The 18,054-nt window shown below is 39.4% G+C and carries 21 protein-coding genes; all 21 read left to right on the top strand.

Annotation, left to right across the window (positions count from 1 at the left end; all coding sequences use genetic code 11):
* The first annotated feature begins 21 nt into the window (after window positions 1-21).
* Window positions 22-369, top strand: a complete 348-nt coding sequence (gene eutS, locus CS898_RS01450; RefSeq protein WP_009430121.1) for an ethanolamine utilization microcompartment protein EutS — start codon at window positions 22-24, stop codon at window positions 367-369.
* Window positions 369-806, top strand: a complete 438-nt coding sequence (locus tag CS898_RS01445) for a EutP/PduV family microcompartment system protein (protein ID WP_009430586.1) — start codon at window positions 369-371, stop codon at window positions 804-806. The genes eutS and CS898_RS01445 overlap by 1 nt, the downstream gene beginning before the upstream one ends.
* A 45-nt stretch (window positions 807-851) precedes the next feature.
* Window positions 852-1,427 carry an ANTAR domain-containing response regulator gene (locus tag CS898_RS01440; RefSeq protein ID WP_099207855.1) on the top strand — a complete coding sequence of 192 codons (576 nt, stop codon included), beginning with the start codon at window positions 852-854 and terminating at the stop codon, window positions 1,425-1,427.
* 1 nt (window position 1,428) lies between these two features.
* Window positions 1,429-2,814: a sensor histidine kinase gene (locus CS898_RS01435; RefSeq protein ID WP_099207854.1), complete on the top strand. Its 1,386-nt coding sequence runs from the start codon at window positions 1,429-1,431 to the stop codon at window positions 2,812-2,814.
* 241 nt (window positions 2,815-3,055) lie between these two features.
* On the top strand, window positions 3,056-4,492 hold the full coding sequence (gene eutA, locus CS898_RS01430) for an ethanolamine ammonia-lyase reactivating factor EutA (RefSeq protein ID WP_099207853.1): 1,437 nt from the start codon (window positions 3,056-3,058) through the stop codon (window positions 4,490-4,492).
* A 14-nt stretch (window positions 4,493-4,506) separates the two neighbouring features.
* Window positions 4,507-5,874, top strand: a complete 1,368-nt coding sequence (locus tag CS898_RS01425) for an ethanolamine ammonia-lyase subunit EutB (RefSeq protein ID WP_099207852.1) — start codon at window positions 4,507-4,509, stop codon at window positions 5,872-5,874.
* A gap of 12 nt (window positions 5,875-5,886) precedes the next feature.
* Window positions 5,887-6,786, top strand: coding sequence for an ethanolamine ammonia-lyase subunit EutC (eutC, locus tag CS898_RS01420; RefSeq protein ID WP_099207851.1), 900 nt, complete (start codon window positions 5,887-5,889; stop codon window positions 6,784-6,786).
* Window positions 6,787-6,803: 17 nt separating this feature from the next.
* Window positions 6,804-7,457, top strand: a complete 654-nt coding sequence (eutL, locus tag CS898_RS01415) for an ethanolamine utilization microcompartment protein EutL (protein ID WP_009431916.1) — start codon at window positions 6,804-6,806, stop codon at window positions 7,455-7,457.
* A 14-nt stretch (window positions 7,458-7,471) separates the two neighbouring features.
* Window positions 7,472-8,017 (top strand): BMC domain-containing protein, encoded by a 546-nt coding sequence (locus CS898_RS10110; protein WP_099207850.1) that lies wholly within the window; start codon window positions 7,472-7,474, stop codon window positions 8,015-8,017.
* Window positions 8,017-9,465: an acetaldehyde dehydrogenase (acetylating) gene (locus CS898_RS01405; protein ID WP_099207849.1), complete on the top strand. Its 1,449-nt coding sequence runs from the start codon at window positions 8,017-8,019 to the stop codon at window positions 9,463-9,465. The genes CS898_RS10110 and CS898_RS01405 overlap by 1 nt, the downstream gene beginning before the upstream one ends.
* Before the next feature lie 23 nt (window positions 9,466-9,488).
* Window positions 9,489-9,779, top strand: a complete 291-nt coding sequence (locus CS898_RS01400; protein ID WP_009431059.1) for a BMC domain-containing protein — start codon at window positions 9,489-9,491, stop codon at window positions 9,777-9,779.
* 72 nt (window positions 9,780-9,851) lie between these two features.
* The gene (locus CS898_RS01395) at window positions 9,852-10,619 is read left to right on the top strand and encodes a cobalamin adenosyltransferase family protein (RefSeq protein WP_099207848.1); all 768 of its coding nucleotides are present in this window, start codon (window positions 9,852-9,854) and stop codon (window positions 10,617-10,619) included.
* Between the two features lie 8 nt (window positions 10,620-10,627).
* Window positions 10,628-11,461, top strand: coding sequence for an ethanolamine utilization protein EutJ (gene eutJ / locus CS898_RS01390; protein ID WP_099207847.1), 834 nt, complete (start codon window positions 10,628-10,630; stop codon window positions 11,459-11,461).
* The gene (locus tag CS898_RS01385; RefSeq protein WP_099207846.1) at window positions 11,454-12,095 is read left to right on the top strand and encodes a hypothetical protein; all 642 of its coding nucleotides are present in this window, start codon (window positions 11,454-11,456) and stop codon (window positions 12,093-12,095) included. Before eutJ ends, CS898_RS01385 begins: the two co-directional genes overlap by 8 nt.
* Window positions 12,082-12,354, top strand: coding sequence for a EutN/CcmL family microcompartment protein (locus CS898_RS01380; protein WP_099207845.1), 273 nt, complete (start codon window positions 12,082-12,084; stop codon window positions 12,352-12,354). The genes CS898_RS01385 and CS898_RS01380 overlap by 14 nt, the downstream gene beginning before the upstream one ends.
* Before the next feature lie 18 nt (window positions 12,355-12,372).
* Window positions 12,373-12,717, top strand: coding sequence for a hypothetical protein (locus tag CS898_RS01375; RefSeq protein ID WP_143614550.1), 345 nt, complete (start codon window positions 12,373-12,375; stop codon window positions 12,715-12,717).
* Window positions 12,718-12,726: 9 nt separating this feature from the next.
* Entirely contained in the window at window positions 12,727-13,815 is a 1,089-nt protein-coding gene (gene eutH / locus CS898_RS01370; protein ID WP_009431288.1) for an ethanolamine utilization protein EutH, read from the top strand.
* Window positions 13,816-13,820: 5 nt separating this feature from the next.
* Entirely contained in the window at window positions 13,821-14,273 is a 453-nt protein-coding gene (locus CS898_RS01365; RefSeq protein ID WP_009430533.1) for a EutQ-related cupin domain-containing protein, read from the top strand.
* Between the two features lie 9 nt (window positions 14,274-14,282).
* The gene (locus CS898_RS01360) at window positions 14,283-15,443 is read left to right on the top strand and encodes a 1-propanol dehydrogenase PduQ (protein WP_009431095.1); all 1,161 of its coding nucleotides are present in this window, start codon (window positions 14,283-14,285) and stop codon (window positions 15,441-15,443) included.
* Window positions 15,444-15,779: 336 nt separating this feature from the next.
* Window positions 15,780-16,457, top strand: coding sequence for a class I SAM-dependent methyltransferase (locus tag CS898_RS01355; RefSeq protein ID WP_009430753.1), 678 nt, complete (start codon window positions 15,780-15,782; stop codon window positions 16,455-16,457).
* Window positions 16,458-16,467: 10 nt separating this feature from the next.
* Window positions 16,468-18,054 carry an ABC transporter substrate-binding protein gene (locus CS898_RS01350; RefSeq protein ID WP_009430164.1) on the top strand — a complete coding sequence of 529 codons (1,587 nt, stop codon included), beginning with the start codon at window positions 16,468-16,470 and terminating at the stop codon, window positions 18,052-18,054.

Here is an 18,054-nt window from a genome sequence, read left to right as displayed (position 1 = left end):
ATATAGAAAGTGAGTAAAATCATGGATGAATTAAAACAAAGAATTATACAAGAATTTGTTCCGGGCAAGCAAGTAACTATCGCCCATGTTATCGCAAACCCAAAAAGAGATATTTATACAAAGCTAGGACTGACTGAAGAAACAAATGGAGCCATTGGAATTCTCACCATTACCCCAGGAGAAGCAACCATCATAGCAGCAGACGTTGCATCAAAAAGTGCAGGAGTCAATATAGAATTCATTGACCGTTTTTCAGGAGCCCTATTAATTACTGGGGACGTTTCTTCTGTTGAAGAATCTCTCCAAAATGTAATTTCAACCTTGGAATCTGTCCTTCACTTTACCCCCACAACAGTAACGAGGTCATAATGGATAAAAAAATCATGTTAGTAGGGAAAACTCGTACTGGGAAAACAACCTTGATCCAACATCTTTTATATGGAGAGGCACAATATAAGAAGACCCAGGCCATTGAGTTTCTTGAAAACTTCATTGATACCCCAGGGGAATATATAGAGCTTCCAACTATGTACCATGCTCTATTAATTACAAGCTATGAGGCGTCGATTATCTTATTTTTAATTGATAGCCAAGAAAAGAGCTCTGTTTTTCCACCAAATTTCGCCCAAGCCTTTAATCGAGAAGTTATAGGAGTCGTCACTAAGCTAGACTTAGGTGGAGACTATGAAAAGGCAAAAGACCAACTTATTAAGGCGGGAGTGAAGGAAGTTTTTCCAATCAACTATGACGATCCATCGACTGTTCAAGCATTGAAAGACTATTTATGGGATAAAAGTAAAAAATAAAGAGATATGAATCAATTTATAAACAAAAATTAAAGGGGTTTATATATGGAAACAACCGTAGTAGTGGCTGAAGATGAACTAATTACACGGATGGACCTGGCAGAAATTTTAAAAGGAGCAGGCTATAAGGTAGTTGGCATGGCTAAAGATGGTTTAGATGCTATTGAAATTTGCCGCAGAGAAAAGCCAGACCTGGCCATCATGGATGTTAAAATGCCGGTTATGGATGGCCTAGAAGCCATAAAAATAATCCAAAAAGAAAAAATAGCCAAGTGCATCATTCTTCTTACAGCCTTTAGTGATTCGGAGTATATTAAAAAAGCAAGAGACTTGGGGGTTATGACCTACCTAGTAAAGCCTTTTGATGAATCAACCTTAATACCTGCCATAGAAGTAGCTATAGCCAAGCAAAAAGAAATGGATAAAATTCAGGATGAATTGGACCTTATTTCTAAAAAACTGGATGATCGAAAATTCGTGGAAAGAGCTAAGGGAATATTGATGGAAAAACATCATTTTTCTGAAGACCAAGCCTACAAAACTTTAAGAAAATTGGCCATGGATAAGAGGATGTCCATCTCGGAAATCAGTCGATTACTTATCGATTCAATAAAGGACTAATATGAGCGAAAAGACTAAAAAACTTTGTCAAGATCACACTAATTTGACTGAGGAAGATATAGAAATTCTTGAAAACTTAAATACCTTTTTACCTCTCCTCTCTGAAACTCATGGAGGAGATGTTTTTATAGATTGCAAGACTTGGGATAGCAATGCAGCTATTGTAGTGGCAGAAGCCTTAAAACCGGGCACCTCCTACCAAGAAACAGTTATTGGGAAGCTTGCCTATCGAGAAAATGAACCGGCAGCCTTAAGGACCCTAAGTACAGGGGTTCGCACCTTGCGTCTTGCTGGAGTTAGCCAGGAAAATAATCCTATCCTCCAAACCACCACTGCCATCCGCAACCAGGGCAAGATTATCGGGGTTTTGATTATTGAAAACGACGTAAGTGAAGAATTTATTGAGAAAAATAAATTGATAGAAAACCAGATGTATGAAAACCCTAAAACTTCCTCTTTTATTCCTATAGTTAGTGACTATGTTGTGGATTCTCTTTTAATTTTTAATAAAGAGGGTATCTTGCAGTATGCCAACAATTCAGCCAAGACTTTTTATCGCTTTTTAGGTTACAAGGAAGATCTAGAAGGAATGAATTTTATTAATCTGGCCTTGGAAGACGTCAGTTTTGAAAGAATCTTACAGGAGAAATACCTGGAAACCAAGGAACTTTTTATCGGAGAAAACTGTTATAACATCAAGTATTCCCTCTTTCAAGGAGACCAGCGACTCATTATGATCATTCGAGACCAAACCCAATTAATGCGGCAAAAAAAGGCCTTGATTAGTAAGTCGGTGGCGATTCAAGAAATCCACCATAGGGTAAAAAACAACCTTCAAACCATCGCCTCTCTTTTAAGGATGCAAAGCAGAAGAAATCAAAACCCTCAACTCAACATTGCTTTTCAAGAGAGCATCAACCGAATCCTAAGTATTGCAACAACCCACGAGATTCTAGCCAAAGACTTAGATGGTCATATTTTAATTACTGATTTAATTAAAAAAGTTCTAAGCAACACTATATACACAGGTCAAAATGAAATGAGAGTGAAAGAAGTTCAAGTATATGGAGATCCTACTTATGTCGATGCAGATAAAGGAACTACCCTAGCCCTGGTGATTAATGAACTTGTCAGCAACGCCTATGAGCATGCTTTTAAGCCTGGAGACCAAGGAGTTATAAACATCCAGGTCAAAAGAGATGTTTTTAAAAACCATATTATTGTAGAAGACAATGGCTGTGGTTTTAATCCGGAAGAAGAAAACAGCAATTCTTTTGGATTAAATATCGTTAAAGGCTTAATCCAAGAGACTCTACAAGGGGATGTTTACTTTAGCTCTTCTGAAGAAGGAACTCAAATAAAACTAAGTTTTATTAACCGAGCATAAAACTTATTAAAATTCAAAAAACTTATAAAAAAGCACTTGAAAACATTTTTTTCTTTTGATATACTAAAGATGTTATTACAAGGGCGTAATACAATAAATCTCTTAACGTTAAGAAAAGTAAAATTTTATAGGGAGCACAAGGAATGTGTTCTAGTAGGCAATGTAGCCACGAAAGATTCTTCTGAAATTTATGAAGATTGTTCTTTTGTGGTTTTTTTTATTGAAATGGAGTACTTGATTAATGAAAGAAACTCTTTTAAGTGTAGGTATTGACGTAGGGACCTCGACCACGCAGCTTATTTTTTCAAACATCTATGTGGAAAACATTTCCTCTATGGCTAGAGTTCCTGAATTTCGTATCGTAGGAAAAGACATTATTTATAAAAGTAACATTCATCGGACACCACTAACCAGTGCAACAGTCATCAATGAAGATGCCCTGACAAGAATGATTCAAGCTGAATACGAAAATGCCAATATCAATCCATCAAAAGTAGATTCAGGTGCTGTCATTATTACAGGTGAAACAGCTCGAAAGGAAAACGCACAATCTGTAATGAGTGCCTTATCGGGCTTGGCAGGAGAGTTTGTTGTTGCTACAGCAGGACCAGACCTGGAAGGAATTATTGCTGGGCGAGGAAGTGGTGTGGCAAACCTTAGTGATGAGGAAAACATAACCATTGCCAATCTTGATATAGGTGGAGGTACAACTAATACAGGTGTTTTCCATGTTGGAGAACCAATTGATACTGCTTGCTTTGATATAGGAGGCCGGCTCATCATTATTGATGAAAGTAAAACAGTCACCTATATCAGCGAAAAAGTTCAAGAACTTTGTAACTATCACGGAATTGATTTAAAAGTAGGCCAAAAAGCGGACCTAGATAAGTTAAAGGCAATTTGTCAGGTTATGGCTAATGTTTTGTTGTCTTCTGTTCATTTAAAAGAAGAAGATAAGTCATTAGACTTAGCCGTCAGTCCCAAGGGTAAAAAACTTAGGAATGATTATAAGATTGACAAGATTTCCTTTACTGGTGGAGTAAGTCAATATATCTACAATCCAAGCAAGGACAAAGACTACTTTATCTACAATGATATCGGACCTCTTCTTGGTCAAACCATCCGAGAAACTTTTCAACCCTACTGGGATCAAGTCATTGTTCCAACAGAGACCATTATGGCGACTGTTGTGGGTGCGGGAACGCAAACAATGGACATCAGTGGGTCGACTGTGACCTATACAACCATGGATTTTCCTAAAAAGAATCTTCCGGTCTTGGCCTTTACGGAAAGCGAGCAAGACCAAAGCAACTTTAAAGACCTTATCCTGGATAAGCTCAAGTGGTTTGAAATGGAAGATGGGCTTCAACAAGTAGCCATGTATTTTCCGGGAAAAGAAAATATGGCTTATAAGGAAATTGACGATTTTGCTGGCAATATTGTGGAAGCTTGGGAATCCGTCTACAAGGAAAATGAAGATGTGATTATCATCTTAAAAGAAGATCTTGGAAAAGTTTTAGGTCAATGTATCCGGGCAAAATTAAACAATAAGAATCGAGCAGTAATTTGTTTGGATAGTATTAAAGTTCATAATGGTGACTACATTGACATTGGCCATCCAATTGGTAATGGATCTGTATTGCCTGTAGTGATTAAGACATTAGTACTGAATTATTAATTTAGGGGTGAAATATGAATTTAAAGACAAAGCTTTTCGGTGAAGTCTATCAATTTGGCTCTGTAAAAGAAGTTTTAGCGAAAGCGAACGAAGAAAAATCAGGGGACAGATTAGCAGGAATTGCAGCAGAAAATGCTCTAGAACGTATTGCTGCAAAAGAAGTGTTGTCACAACTCACTGTTGCTGACTTAAGAAACAACCCTGTTGTAGACTACGACGAAGACGAAGTAACAAGAGTAATTCAAGATGCGGTCAATGAAAAGATTTATAATGAAATCAAAAATTGGTCCATGGCAGAACTTCGTGAATATATTGTAGGCTTAAACACTGGAGATCGTGAATTAAAGAGACTTTCTCGTGGTTTAACCTCCGAAGTAATTGCCGGTGTAGCCAAATTAATGAGCAACATGGACTTGATCTATGCCGCAAAGAAATTAGAAATTACAGCAACATGTAATACAACTATTGGTCAAAAGGGAATCTTAGCTGCTCGTTTGCAACCAAACCATACTACAGATGATATTGAAGGAATCGAACTAAGTCTTTATGAAGGCTTGGCTTATGGAATGGGAGATGCCGTTTTAGGATTAAACCCTGTAGACGACTCCATTGACTCAGTATCACGTATTTACAATCTTTTCAACGATGTAAAAAACAAGTGGGAAATTCCAACACAAACTTGTGTATTGGCTCACGTAACAACTGTTATGGAATGTATCAAACGTGGTGTACCTGTTGACCTAGTATTCCAAAGTATTGCAGGAAGTCAAAAGGGAAATGAAGCCTTTGGTTTTACTGATGAAATCATGGAAGAAGCTCATGCTCTTGCTTTAAAAGAAGGAACAGCTTTTGGTCCAAACGTAATGTATTTCGAAACAGGACAAGGTGCGGAACTATCTTCTGATGCTCACCATGGCGCTGACCAATTAGTTATGGAAGCAAGATGCTATGGATATGCTAAAAAATACAACCCCTACCTGGTAAATACTGTTGTAGGATTTATTGGACCTGAATACCTCTACAACTCCAAACAAGTAATCCGTGCAGGTCTTGAAGACCACTTCATGGGTAAATTAACAGGTATTTCCATGGGTGTGGATATTTGCCATACCAACCACATGAAGACCGATGCCAATGACCTTGAAATTTTAGCAACTTTATTAGGCGTAGCGGATGTAAACTATGTTATCGGAGTACCTGGTGGAGATGACATTATGTTGAACTACCAAACACCATCCTACCAAGACGATGCAACCTTGAGAGAACTTTTCAACCGTCGTCCTATTAAAGAATTTGAAGAATGGATGGAAAAAATGGGTCTCATTGAAAATGGAAAATACACTGACCGTTTCGGTGATGCTTCTATTTTCTTTGGTAAATAAAGGAGGGAATTTATGATTTCTGAAAACGAATTAAAGGGACTTATCGAAAAAGTCATTGCTGAAATGGGCGCAAATCAAAATTCTTCATCCACTAGCAACCAGCAATCAAATGGAAACAACAACCAAAACACTGTAAGTAATCTTCCTGATGATCAATTAAAAGACATCACAGCAGTAAGTATGCAAGATTACTTTGACATGGACACCTGTGTCAACAAAGAACAATATCTAAAATACAAGGCAAAAACACCTGCTCGTTTAGGAATTGGCCGGGCCGGACTTCGGATGAAGACCGAACCACTTTTAAGATATAGAGCAGACCATGCTGTAGCTATGGATGCTGTGTTTAGTGATGTAAGCCAAGAATTCTTAGATGAAATGGGCTTAAAGACCTATCAAACCATGTGTGACGATAAGGATATTTTCATTACTCGTCCTGACCTAGGCCGGAAATTTAGCGAAGAAACCTTAGCTGAAATGAAAAAAGATTGTGAAAACAATCCAACTGTTCAAGTTTATGTCAGTGATGGACTTTCCTCTACAGCTATTGAAGCCAATATTCGTGATACCCTACCAGCCATTATCAACGGTCTTAAGGGCTATGGCGTAAAAGTTGGAACACCCTTCTTTGTAAAATATGGTCGTGTAGCAGCAGAAGACTCCGTTGCAGCCAACCTAAATGCAGAAGTAACTTGTGTATTGATTGGTGAAAGGCCAGGTCTTGCAACAGGAGAAAGTATGAGTGCTTATATGATTTACAAGGGATATCCTGGAGCACCAGAAGCAAAACGAACAGTTGTATCCAACATCCACAAAAACGGAACCCCTGCAGCAGAAGCAGGAGCCCATATTGCTGATGTGATTAAGAAAATCCTTGATGCTAAAGCATCTGGTGTAGATCTTAAACTATAAGTTGAAGGAGGAAAGTAATGAAATATGATTCCTTGGGCGTCAACATTCTTAGTCTTAAGATGATTCCAAACGTCGATGAAGACTTGGTAAAAGAATTAAATTTACCACAAGGCCATCGTAGTATTGGGATGATTACTACAGATTGTGATGACGTAACCTATACCGCTCTTGATGAAGCAACAAAAAAAGCGGAAGTAAAAGTTGTCTATGCAACAAGCTTTTACGGTGGGGCAGATAATGCCAACACAAAACTTGCCGGAGAAGTCATTGGTATTATCTCAGGACCAAGTCCTGCAGAAGTACGCAGTGGTTTAAATGCAATGGTTGAATTTATTGAATCCGGCGTAAGCTTTAAATCAGCAAATGAAGATGACACAATTGTTTACTATGCTCACTGTATTTCTAGAACAGGAAGCTATTTATCCGAACAATGTAACATTCAAGAAGGAGCAGCACTTGCTTATTGTATCGCACCTCCAATCGAATCTGTTTACGCCCTAGATGCGGCTTTAAAGGCTGCGGATGTAGAGTTGGTTCAATTTTATGGACCTCCATCTGAAACAAACTTTGGTGGTGGATTATTAACAGGCTCTCAATCAGCTTGTAAGGCTGCTTGTGATGCTTTTGAAGATGCTGTCATTGCAGTAGCTGATCAACCAACGAACTTTTAGTTTGAGGTGATAAAATGCAAAAAGGCGCTTTAGGCATAGTTGAAACCTATGGGGAACTTGCCGCAATTGAAGCCGCTGACCAAGCTCTAAAAGCTGCAAATGTTGAACTTTTAGGCTGTGAAAAAGTTCGTGGTGGTTTAGTAAACATCACCATTGTTGGAGAAGTTGGAGCTGTTCGAGCATCTGTGGATGCGGCTGTAGCGGCTGTAGAAAGGCTGAACATCCAAGTGAGTTCACATGTAATTCCAAGACCCATTGAGGATCTTTGGAAAATTCTACCAAATAAGGACACAGAAAAAGAACAAAAGAAAGAAAATAAGAAAGCTGAAAAACAAGAAGTCAAACAAGAAGAAAAAGAAGCAGAAGACACAAAAGATAAGACAAATTTAACTTTCTTAGAAGAAAAAGAAAAAGAATTACAAGAAATGAGAGTTGTTGACCTCCGAAAATTAGCAAGAGAAGTGGAAACAAGCATCTCACGCTCAGAAATTAAATTTGCCAATAAAAAAGAACTCGTAACTGCTTTATTGGACTATTATAAAGAGCAAGGAGGAGATTAATGGATAAAGATTTACAATCCATTCAAGAAGCTAGGGATTTAATCCATAAGGCCAAAATTGCCCAAGCAGACTATGCTCAAGCCAGTCAAGAACAAGTAGATGAATTGACTAAGGCAATTGCTAAAATGGGTGAAGCACATGCAAAAGAACTTGGACGCATGGCAGCAGAAGAAGTTGGCTATGGAAACCCACAAGATAAGTACACGAAAAATATCCTAGCCAGTCGTTATGTCTATGAATACATTAAAGACATGAAGACAAGAGGGATTCTTAAAGAAACAGATCGGATGATCGAAGTGGCTGCTCCTGTAGGAGTCATTGCAGGGCTGGTTCCATCAACCAACCCAACTTCAACGGTTCTTTACAATTCCATGATTGCCTTAAAAGCAGGAAATGCTATTGTATTTAGCCCCCATCCTACCTGTACAAAATGTATTACAAAGACTGTTAACCTGGTTCGTGAAGTCATTGCAGACCAAGGATTCAGCCCAGACCTAGTATCTGTCCTACCCATTGTCACTATGGAAGCTACAGATGAGTTGATGAGTAACGAAGAAACAAAACTCGTTTTAGCAACAGGTGGGAATGCAATGGTTAAGGCAGCCTATAGTTCCGGAACTCCAGCCCTTGGGGTTGGTCCAGGAAACGTGCCAGTCTTTATTGAACGGACAGCAGACATTAAGGAAGCCGTTCGTAAGATTATGATTGGGAAATTATTCGATAATGGACTAATTTGTGCTTCAGAAGAATCTGTCGTTGTAGAACGTTGCATAGCAGATGAAGTCAAGGCAGAATTTGAACGCAACAACTGCTATTTTGTAACTGGGGAAGATAAGGAAAAAATCGCCTCTATTCTTTCCAATAGTCGAGGAGCTGTCAATGCCAAGGCTGTAGGTCGTACACCACAACAATTGGCAGACCTTGCAGGAGTGAAAATTCCTGAAGGAACCAAGATTATTATAGGTTGCGAAACAGAAGTGGGTCCAAAACATCCATTCTCAAGAGAAAAACTCAACACAACCTTAGGTTTCTATGTAGTTGATGACTGGAAACAAGGTTGCGAAAAATGTATAGAAATTTTACACTATGATGGTATGGGTCACTCTATTGGAATTCACACAAAAGATAAAGACATCATCCGGGAGTTTGCCCTAAAGAAACCTGTTTCTAGAATGTTAGTCAACACACCAACCACCCTAGGAGGAGTTGGTTTAAGTACAGATTTAGCACCAGCCTTTACTCTAGGTTGTGGGGCTGTTGGTGGATCTGCTACAAGTGATAACGTAACTCCAATGAACTTGATCAACATCAAGAGAGTTGCCTTCGAAACAAATAGCAACTATAATATCACTGGACAAGATAATTCTAGCGATGAGGGAGTTACAGAAGAAGTTGTTGAAAAAGTATTGCGTCAAATTTTAAAAGAAGTCGCAGACAGTAAATTTTAAGTAATTTTTAGGAGGATTTTAAAATGACAAATCAAAACGCATTAGGTATGATCGAAACTAAAGGTTTAGTAGGTTCTATTGAAGCAGCAGATGCTATGGTAAAGGCTGCAAACGTAACATTAGTTGGTAAAGAACACGTTGGTGGCGGACTTGTAACTGTTATGGTTCGTGGAGACGTTGGAGCTGTTAAGGCAGCTACTGATGCTGGAGCTGCTGCTGCAGAAAAAGTTGGCGAACTTGTAAGTGTTCATGTAATTCCAAGACCACATGCAGAAGTAGAAGGAATTCTTCCAACAATCAACGCTGCTGAATAAGGGTAAATGAAAATGGAGAAAGAGACTTCTCTTTCTCCATTATTTATCTAATCTTGGAAGGGAAGTGACGATATGGCAGTTTTAACGGAACAAATGCTTAGAAAGCTTGTTCGGGAAAATAAATCCAAGACGATCTATATTGATCCAACAACCGTCCTAACCCCATCTGCAAGAGAATATATCAATGACCAAGCTCTAGTGGTTCAAGAAAGTTTGGACCAGCAAGATGAAGATAAAAAAGGACCCCAAGTCGAAGAGATCCAAGATCCAAAGACTGTTCAAACTGTTGTGGAATCCTACCCCTACCGGCTCTATGGGACCCAGGCTCGGCTAAAGGAAAAACCCGAAGCTATGACGGCTTTGGTGGGCCAAGACCTGGTAGACAAAGACCATCCTAGAATTCGCTTCCGGGGGCAAATGGACTCCTTGGAGGCAGCTCTCCTTTTAACCATAGGAGAACTAAAAACAACAGCCTCTGAACAAGTTACCCAGGGGTTAAAAGAAATTTACCAATATACTCGGCTAGTTCTCAAGGCGGAAGTAACAGGAGAACAAGTTCAAGACTTATTTTTATTAGGTAAGGATTCGGATGAAATCAGAGATATCACCCACCATCCCAAGAAGTATTTTAACCAAGGCCACCTAATTCTAGAGGGAGATGAAAAGCTGGAAACTTTAAAGATCAATTGTCTCAGGACAAGAGTTCGAGAAGTGGAAGTTATAGCCATTGAACCCTTTAGTCGGATTCCAGGTCAAGAAAGACCAGACCTGTTAAAAGCCTTAAATCGTCTAAGTAGTGCTTTTTACTATTTAATGTATTTAAGTGAGCAAGGAGAGTGACCCTGTAAGTGGATATCAAAAGAGTAAATAAAGAAATTGCAGAAGTAGAAAAAACCATTCGAAGGACCAGAAAAATGAGGGCAAATGAAAAACTCCATGTGGGCGTGGATCTAGGAACTGCCTATACTGTTTTGACAGTTTTAGGAGAGGACTTTAGACCCTTGGCCTGTAAGATGGAATTTGCTCAAGTCATTCGAGATGGTCTTGTGGTGGATTTTTTAGGAGCCAAGCAAATTGTTGCTCGCCTAAAGGAAAAAATTGAAAAATCCCTCCATGTTTCTTTAACTCACGTAGCCATTGCCGTTCCACCTGGGACCTCCGAAGGCGACTCCAAGACCCATGTCTATGTGGTGGAGGGAGCCAATATGGAAGTCACAGCCATCGCAGATGAGCCCACTGCAGCCAATGAAGTCTTACAAATTCAAGACGGAGCTGTTGTAGACATTGGTGGAGGTACGACTGGGGTATCTATCTTTAAAAATGGGAAAGTGGTCCATGTGGCGGATGAAGCTTCAGGAGGGACCCACCTTAGCTTGGTTTTAGCTGGGAACTATGGGATTCCTTTTGAAGACGCTGAAAAAATCAAAAAGGATCCAAAGAAAGCAGAAGAAATATTTCCAATTGTTCGGCCTGTTTTTGACAAGATGGCAACCATCGTGGAAAAAGAAATTCAGGGCCGGGATGTGGATATCGTCTATTTGGTAGGCGGGACCTGTATGATGCCTGGAATTGAAGATGTTTTTCAACAAAGACTAGGAATCAAGGTGGTCAAGCCCGACAATCCACTCCTTGTAACACCCATTGGAATTGCAAAAAGTGATATAGGTGAAAGTCGTGGATGAACAATTAATTGAAAAAATTACAAAAAAAATTTTACAAAAATTAAAAGACCAAGGCTTGCTCTATGAAAAATCCATCCTATGCCTAAACTTCTCACAAAAGCAGGAAAAGGAAGTAGAAAAAAAGTATCCAAATTATGACTTTCATTTCGCTTCTGTCCTGCAAATGAACCAGGATTATGATGAAATTTGGATCGGTCATTTATCCATCCAAGACTTGTCCCATACTGCTTTGGGCCTGCGCTCAACAGTGGGCAACTTGGTCCAAGAAGTGGCCAAAGGAAAAAAGGTCATGGTCCTTTCCAGTGAACACAAGACCTTTCAATCCAAATATCCTGTTCCGGAAGCCATGGCTTCCATGTGGGAAGACTACAGTCGCCGTCTCCAAGCTATGGGATTTGTTTTCAATTCGGAAGACCTTCCGGCAGGCAAGTCTTGTGAGTCCAAGGGCTCAAGCCAGCTTGTTTATCTAAACAAAAAGCTCATCAGTCAAGAGTCTATCGGCCACTTAAAGGGGAAAAGTGTCACCTTGGTGGTGCCTAAGAAGGCCACCATTACCCCTCTAGCTGTAGATTTTTGTAAGGAAAATAGAATTGAGATAAAAAGAGAAAGCGAGACAGAGGATGCGAGTAGGTAAGGTCATAGGGAATGTTTGGGCAACCAAGAAAGATGAAGGCCTAGAAGGTTTTAAACTACTTGTGATTGACCAAATCAACCCAAGAACAAAAGAGCATGACAAGACCATTGTTGCTGTGGATGCTGTAGGAGCAGGTCCCGGAGAAATGGTTCTAATCGTTGGTGGGTCTACGGCAAGGTTTGCCGCAAACCAACATGCACCAACAGATGCCACAGTTGTGGGCATTATAGATACACTTGAGATTTATGAAGATGAATAAAAAAGGGAGGTGAGCTTGTTGTCAAAAACACTCGTGACAGTAAGTAATATTAAAGACTTCCTTGATGCTAGTGGATGTGTCTTATGTCAATCCAACGACATGATTATTACCCCCCTAGCACAAGACTATTGTCGCAAACATAGAATTCAAATTACAACAGATGCAAGTTTTAATCGTCAACAAAAGGAAGAAAAGAGTCCAGTTCTTGCATCCGATTCTGGTCAAGACAGAAAGGTTGATTCCAGTCTTCCACTAGACCACCAAGTAAAACAACTCATCCGGAAGGAATTTGGCATTGTACGAGAAGATCAAGTTCAAGCCATAGCCCGGGTTGTTTTAAGAATATTAAAAGAAAAAGCTTAGGAGGAAAATATGGGTATAAATGAGATTATTATCTATATTATGACTTTTTTCATGGTACTGGGAGCCTTAGACCGTATCTTTGGAAATAAATTTAAAATTGGTGAACAATTTGAAGAAGGAATTATTGCTATGGGGTCTTTGGCCCTGTCCATGGTAGGGATTATTGCCTTGGCACCTGTTTTAGCCGATGTACTTTTACCCATCGTTGGACCAGTATTTAAAGCTTTAGGAGCAGACCCATCTGTTTTTGCAACATCCTTACTTGCTCTAGACATGGGGGGCTACCCACTAGCACAAGTATTGGCAGAAACCCCAGAAGCAGCTCAATTTTCCGGTGTTATTATCGGATCTATGATGGGACCAACCATCGTATTCTCCATTCCCGTTGCATTGGGAATTATCAGTAAAGAAGACCATCCCTACCTAGCTAAGGGTATCCTAGCTGGTATGGTTACCATTCCTATCGGATGTTTAGTTGGTGGACTTGTTGCTGGATTTGAACCCATGATGGTTATTAAAAACTTAATTCCAATCATTATCTTCTCAATTATCTTGGCAATTGGACTTTTATTTGCTCCAGAAACCATGATTAAGATTTTTGACTGGTTTGGAAAATTAGTAACAGCAGTAATTACCGTCGGCCTAGCTGCTGGTATCGTAGAAACCCTAACAGGCCTAGTAATTATTCCAGGCATGGGCTCTTTAGAAGAAGGTTTCTCAACTGTAGGAAACATCGCCATCGTTTTAGCTGGTGCCTATGTACTTGTTTTCTTCATTACCAAATTCTTCAGCAAACCTCTTATGAAGGTTGGGGAAAAATTAGGTATGAATGAAGTAGCAGCTGCAGGCTTAATTGCAACCCTAGCTAACAATATCCCCATGTTCGGTATGATGAAAGACATGGACGTTCGTGGAAAAGTTATTAACGTAGCCTTCTGCGTAAGTGCGGCCTTTGTTTTTGGAGACCACTTAGGATTTGTTGCTGGTGTTAACGAAACCAGCATGATCGCACCAATGATTGTTGGTAAATTAGTTGGTGGGATTACCGGGATCTTAATGGCTATGTTTATCTTAAAACGTGAAAAGATAGAAGGTTAAGTACTATGAGCCTAGAAAGAGACCAATTGGAAAAATTAATCCGTCAATTAATTGAAGAAGAATTAGCTGGTGGCAGCTCTTCTGAAATGGAACGGGTTAAATTAAACAATGGCTTGATCTCTGTAAAGGGCAAGACGGTCAACTGTGAAAGGTTTGATACTGGCAACCCAACAGACCAAGTCAATTTAAAAGATGTAGTAGACTTAAAAGAAAGCCCAAATATGGGTGCTGGATATATGGAAATCATCAATGGCAAGCCTTTTAAATGGAACCTTTCCTATGATGAATTCGACATTATTTTAGATGGAACCCTAGAAATTCAATCCGACCAAGGAACCATTCGGGGTAGTGCAGGAGACACCTTGTTTATTCCCAAGGGATCCAACATTGTCTTTAATTGCCCAGAAGGTGAAAAGGTACGTTTCGTTTATGTAACCTATCCAGCAGATTGGCAATAAGGTGAGTATATGAATCAACTTTTTGATATTGAAACAAAAATTTTATTTGGACAAGACGCCATCGAACAATTAGATACCATTGATATGAAAAAAGTTATTCTGGTTACCGACACGTCCATGGTAAAATTTGGCCTAACCAGGCCCATTGAAAAAGCCTTGGAAAGAAGAAAGATACCCTTTCAAATTTTTGACAAGGTTTTGCCGGACCCCAGTCTAGACATTGTAATGGAAGGGATGGCTCAAGTCATTGACTATAAGCCAGATACCCTCATTGCCCTAGGGGGAGGGTCCTCAATTGATTCCGCTAAAGCCATGGTTTATTTTGACTTAAAAATGCAAGAAAAAATTTTGGGAGATGGGAATTTAGAAAAGAAAACTCTGATTGCCATTCCCACAACATCAGGAACAGGATCTGAAGTTACTTGTTATTCCGTTATTACAGACCGGGAAAACAACCGTAAGATTCCCCTAATGGACGATAGCATGATACCAGACTATGCTATTTTAGACCCAGACTTTACAAAAACACTTCCCCAAAAAGTCATTGCAGACTCGGGGATGGATGTTTTAACCCATGCCATGGAGGCCTATGTGTCCCCTAAAGGAACACCCTTTAGCCGGGCCATGGCTCGAGAATCCATTATTTTAGTCCGGGACCACCTGAAGAAAATGTACCATGATGTTTCCCAGGACTTGAATCGAGAAAAGATGCACCTGGCATCTTGCCTTGGAGGCTTGGCTTTTGAAAAGTCCTCCTTGGGTCTCAACCATGGAATGGCCCATTCTCTTGGAGCCCACTTCCACCTGGCCCATGGACGTTGCAACGCCCTGCTTCTTCCCTATGTTATTAAATTTAATGCAGGGTTCTCCGGCTTTGCAACAGAAGATCCAGAAGTCATTCGCAAGTATGCAGAAATTGCAGAACTTTTTGGCTACATGGAAGGTAGTGACCAAGACAAGGTTAGGGGGCTTATTTCCACTATTGAACAATACAATGAAGAAATGGGAATCCCCAAAACCATCTCTCAAGCTGGAGTGGACAAGGAAAGCTTTAGAAAAGAACTTTCCAGCCTAGTTGTAGCAGCCCTAAATGATGGTTGTACACCAGGTAACCCAGTAAAAGTCACCATGGAAGACGTTATAAAAATTTATATCAATGCTTATGCATAAGAAAAAGACCAGTTATAGACTGGTCTTTTTCCTTTATATGTAGGTATTTGACAGCAATTAATCGAATGAAAATTTAACCTAGACATCCCTTTACGGAAAAATTTTCATATGCTATACAAACTGTAACTAAATAGATCCGATTATTCGGGAGGGGAAACAGGTTCGAATCCTGTACGGTGCCGCCACTGTGAAAAGCTTAAGCTTGTAGTCAGAATACCTTAAACCAGCTAGTTTACGTGTCATGAACTAGTCAATCCCACCATTGGTGGGATTTTTTTATGGGTCTGTTCAGTTGTTCTTTGTCTAAAGAAATAATTAAGAAAAAAGGAGGCTTTTATGGACACAAGTTATGAAACCTGGTGGTCAGAAGAAGATGGGGGAGACCTGTCTATGGAAAAAGACCATGAATACGCCTGGCCCGCCACCATTGATTTACTGGACCCCAAGGATATTTTAGGCAGAAAGATTTTAGATTTTGGTTGCAACCGGGGAGTTCTTCTTCGAAAACTCTATGACCGCTACCCCTATGAAAAAGCAGTAGGTGTAGACTTGGCCAGACAATCCATTGCAGCAGCGAAAGAAAACAGCCAAGACTATCCAATTACCTTTTATATCGAGGACAATATTGCCAACCTGACGGAAACTTTTCACACAGCTATTAGTACATCTGTTTTGTATTTAATTGAAGACTTAAACGACCATATTTCAAAAATTCACGATTTATTGTTGGATGGAGGTGTTTACTATACAAGCTTTACAGATCAATCTAAAAATCCAAGCTTGGCCTATATGAAACAGGAAATTGACAAGTATGGGGCGGTAAAAATGCAAAACCATACCCTGACCCAAGTGGTGGACTGCTTTTTAGACCACGGCTTTCAAGTGGAGCTTATTCGGGAACACACAGGTCCTCATATAGATGTCAGTGGATACCAGCGCTTCCATTTAAGTGTAGATGATTATTTACAATCTATTGCTAACAGCTTTATGATTAAGGCACGAAAAATAAAGTAAGGAGTTTAGTATGAAAAAGAAAAATGTATCCCTTTTACTCTTATGTATGTTTTTGTCTCTTTGCCTTGTGGCCTGTAACCCATCAGATAAGGACTCAAAACCGGCAGGAGAAGAGGCTGAAGGTCAAATGCCCTTTTTAACAATAGGGCTGGCCGAAGAAAGCAATGCAGATAAGTTAGATGCTACAGTTAATGATTCAAGTATGGCCCTATATGGAGCTGTTTATGAGCCCCTAGTAACCTATAAAGATGGAGACTTCCATCCGGGAGTAGCTGAAAGCTGGGATATTAGTGAAGATGGGAAAAACTATACTTTCCATTTAGATAAAGACAAGCTTTTTTCTGATGGAAGTCCTGTCAATGCTGAAGCTGTTAAATTCACCATAGAAAGAGCTAAGGCTTTAAGTCCAGATTCAAAATTACAAACGTTGGCAAATCTTTCAGACATCAGCATAGATGATGACTATACTGTAAGTTTACATTTTTCCAAAATATCCAACCAAGTTTTAAATGAACTTTGCCAAACAAGACCTCTTAGAGTTATGAGTCCAAATTCAGTGGAAAATAAGTCTGTCGATGGGAAGTTTAAAGAACCCATTGGGTCTGGTCCCTTCAAATTGTCTGAATTTTCTAATGAATCTGCAACTTTTGTTCCCAATGAAAACTACAATAAGAAGCAACCATTAAAATATGGGTTAATTTTTAAGACAATTTCCGATGGAAGCTCAAGAGCCTTGGCCCTACAAAGTGGAGAGGTAGATTTAATTGGGGGACTTTTTGGCAGATTGACTCCAGAAGATCTTGATACCTTTGAAAAGGCAGACAAGTTTAAAATTTATGATTTTAAAGGGACAGAATCTCAATTTTTAGCCTTTAATCCAAAAAATTCAAAACTAGATCAAAAGATACGTCAAGCCATATCCTTAGGCATTGATCAAGATAAATTATCCAACCAAAAACTTCTAGGCGTCTTCCAACCTACGGTACAATTTGCCAACGATAAAAATCAAGAAGCTTTTGCCTACCAACCGGATGAAGCAAAAAAACTTATTGAATCTGAGGGATACAAACTTAACCAAAACAATATTTATGAAAAAGATGGACAAGAACTATCTTTTGACCTGGTTATCCAAACAGCAGAATTCCCAGATTGGCGGAAAAAGGCAGAATTGATTCAAAGTCAACTGAAAGAAATTGGCGTTAATACCAACATTCAAGTTCAAGAGCAAGAAAGCTACTATGACACCCTATGGACTACTGGAAAGTATGACCTAATTTTCTTTAGAACCTATACAGATGGTTTAGTTCCATACAACTTTTTGGTCTCCCTGTATCAAAATACAGATGAAGGCAGTGGGGTTATTGCCAACGATCCAGAACTTAGTAAATTAATCCAAGACTTTAGTAACTTGGCATCTAAAGAAGACCAACAAAAGCAAATGGATAAAATATTTAAGATGCTCCACGATAAAGCCTTGGGCCTCCCCATCAATTATATTGGAACGACTTTAGCAACGGGAGAAAAGGTTAAGTCTTTAGACTATTCTGGACTTGCAGATGCACCTATTGACTTTAACTCAGTAGAGCTCAACAAATAG

Origin of the sequence: Urinicoccus timonensis (genome assembly GCF_900232945.1) — a bacterium.
Lineage (GTDB): Bacteria > Bacillota > Clostridia > Tissierellales > Peptoniphilaceae > Urinicoccus > Urinicoccus timonensis.
This window is presented reverse-complemented; position numbering and strand designations above follow the sequence as displayed.

What these genes read in the sequence shown, in the direction of transcription:
- CS898_RS01360 (WP_009431095.1), top strand. Translation starts at nt 14,283, where the DNA reads ATGAATCAACTTTTTGATATTGAAACAAAAATTTTATTTGGACAAGAC.
- CS898_RS10110 (WP_099207850.1), top strand. Translation starts at nt 7,472, where the DNA reads ATGCAAAAAGGCGCTTTAGGCATAGTTGAAACCTATGGGGAACTTGCC.
- CS898_RS01350 (WP_009430164.1), top strand. Translation starts at nt 16,468, where the DNA reads ATGAAAAAGAAAAATGTATCCCTTTTACTCTTATGTATGTTTTTGTCT.
- CS898_RS01395 (WP_099207848.1), top strand. Translation starts at nt 9,852, where the DNA reads ATGGCAGTTTTAACGGAACAAATGCTTAGAAAGCTTGTTCGGGAAAAT.
- CS898_RS01365 (WP_009430533.1), top strand. Translation starts at nt 13,821, where the DNA reads ATGAGCCTAGAAAGAGACCAATTGGAAAAATTAATCCGTCAATTAATT.
- eutC (WP_099207851.1), top strand. Translation starts at nt 5,887, where the DNA reads ATGATTTCTGAAAACGAATTAAAGGGACTTATCGAAAAAGTCATTGCT.
- eutH (WP_009431288.1), top strand. Translation starts at nt 12,727, where the DNA reads ATGGGTATAAATGAGATTATTATCTATATTATGACTTTTTTCATGGTA.
- eutL (WP_009431916.1), top strand. Translation starts at nt 6,804, where the DNA reads ATGAAATATGATTCCTTGGGCGTCAACATTCTTAGTCTTAAGATGATT.
- CS898_RS01435 (WP_099207854.1), top strand. Translation starts at nt 1,429, where the DNA reads ATGAGCGAAAAGACTAAAAAACTTTGTCAAGATCACACTAATTTGACT.
- CS898_RS01440 (WP_099207855.1), top strand. Translation starts at nt 852, where the DNA reads ATGGAAACAACCGTAGTAGTGGCTGAAGATGAACTAATTACACGGATG.
- eutS (WP_009430121.1), top strand. Translation starts at nt 22, where the DNA reads ATGGATGAATTAAAACAAAGAATTATACAAGAATTTGTTCCGGGCAAG.
- eutA (WP_099207853.1), top strand. Translation starts at nt 3,056, where the DNA reads ATGAAAGAAACTCTTTTAAGTGTAGGTATTGACGTAGGGACCTCGACC.
- CS898_RS01380 (WP_099207845.1), top strand. Translation starts at nt 12,082, where the DNA reads ATGCGAGTAGGTAAGGTCATAGGGAATGTTTGGGCAACCAAGAAAGAT.
- CS898_RS01425 (WP_099207852.1), top strand. Translation starts at nt 4,507, where the DNA reads ATGAATTTAAAGACAAAGCTTTTCGGTGAAGTCTATCAATTTGGCTCT.
- CS898_RS01400 (WP_009431059.1), top strand. Translation starts at nt 9,489, where the DNA reads ATGACAAATCAAAACGCATTAGGTATGATCGAAACTAAAGGTTTAGTA.
- CS898_RS01355 (WP_009430753.1), top strand. Translation starts at nt 15,780, where the DNA reads ATGGACACAAGTTATGAAACCTGGTGGTCAGAAGAAGATGGGGGAGAC.
- CS898_RS01405 (WP_099207849.1), top strand. Translation starts at nt 8,017, where the DNA reads ATGGATAAAGATTTACAATCCATTCAAGAAGCTAGGGATTTAATCCAT.
- CS898_RS01445 (WP_009430586.1), top strand. Translation starts at nt 369, where the DNA reads ATGGATAAAAAAATCATGTTAGTAGGGAAAACTCGTACTGGGAAAACA.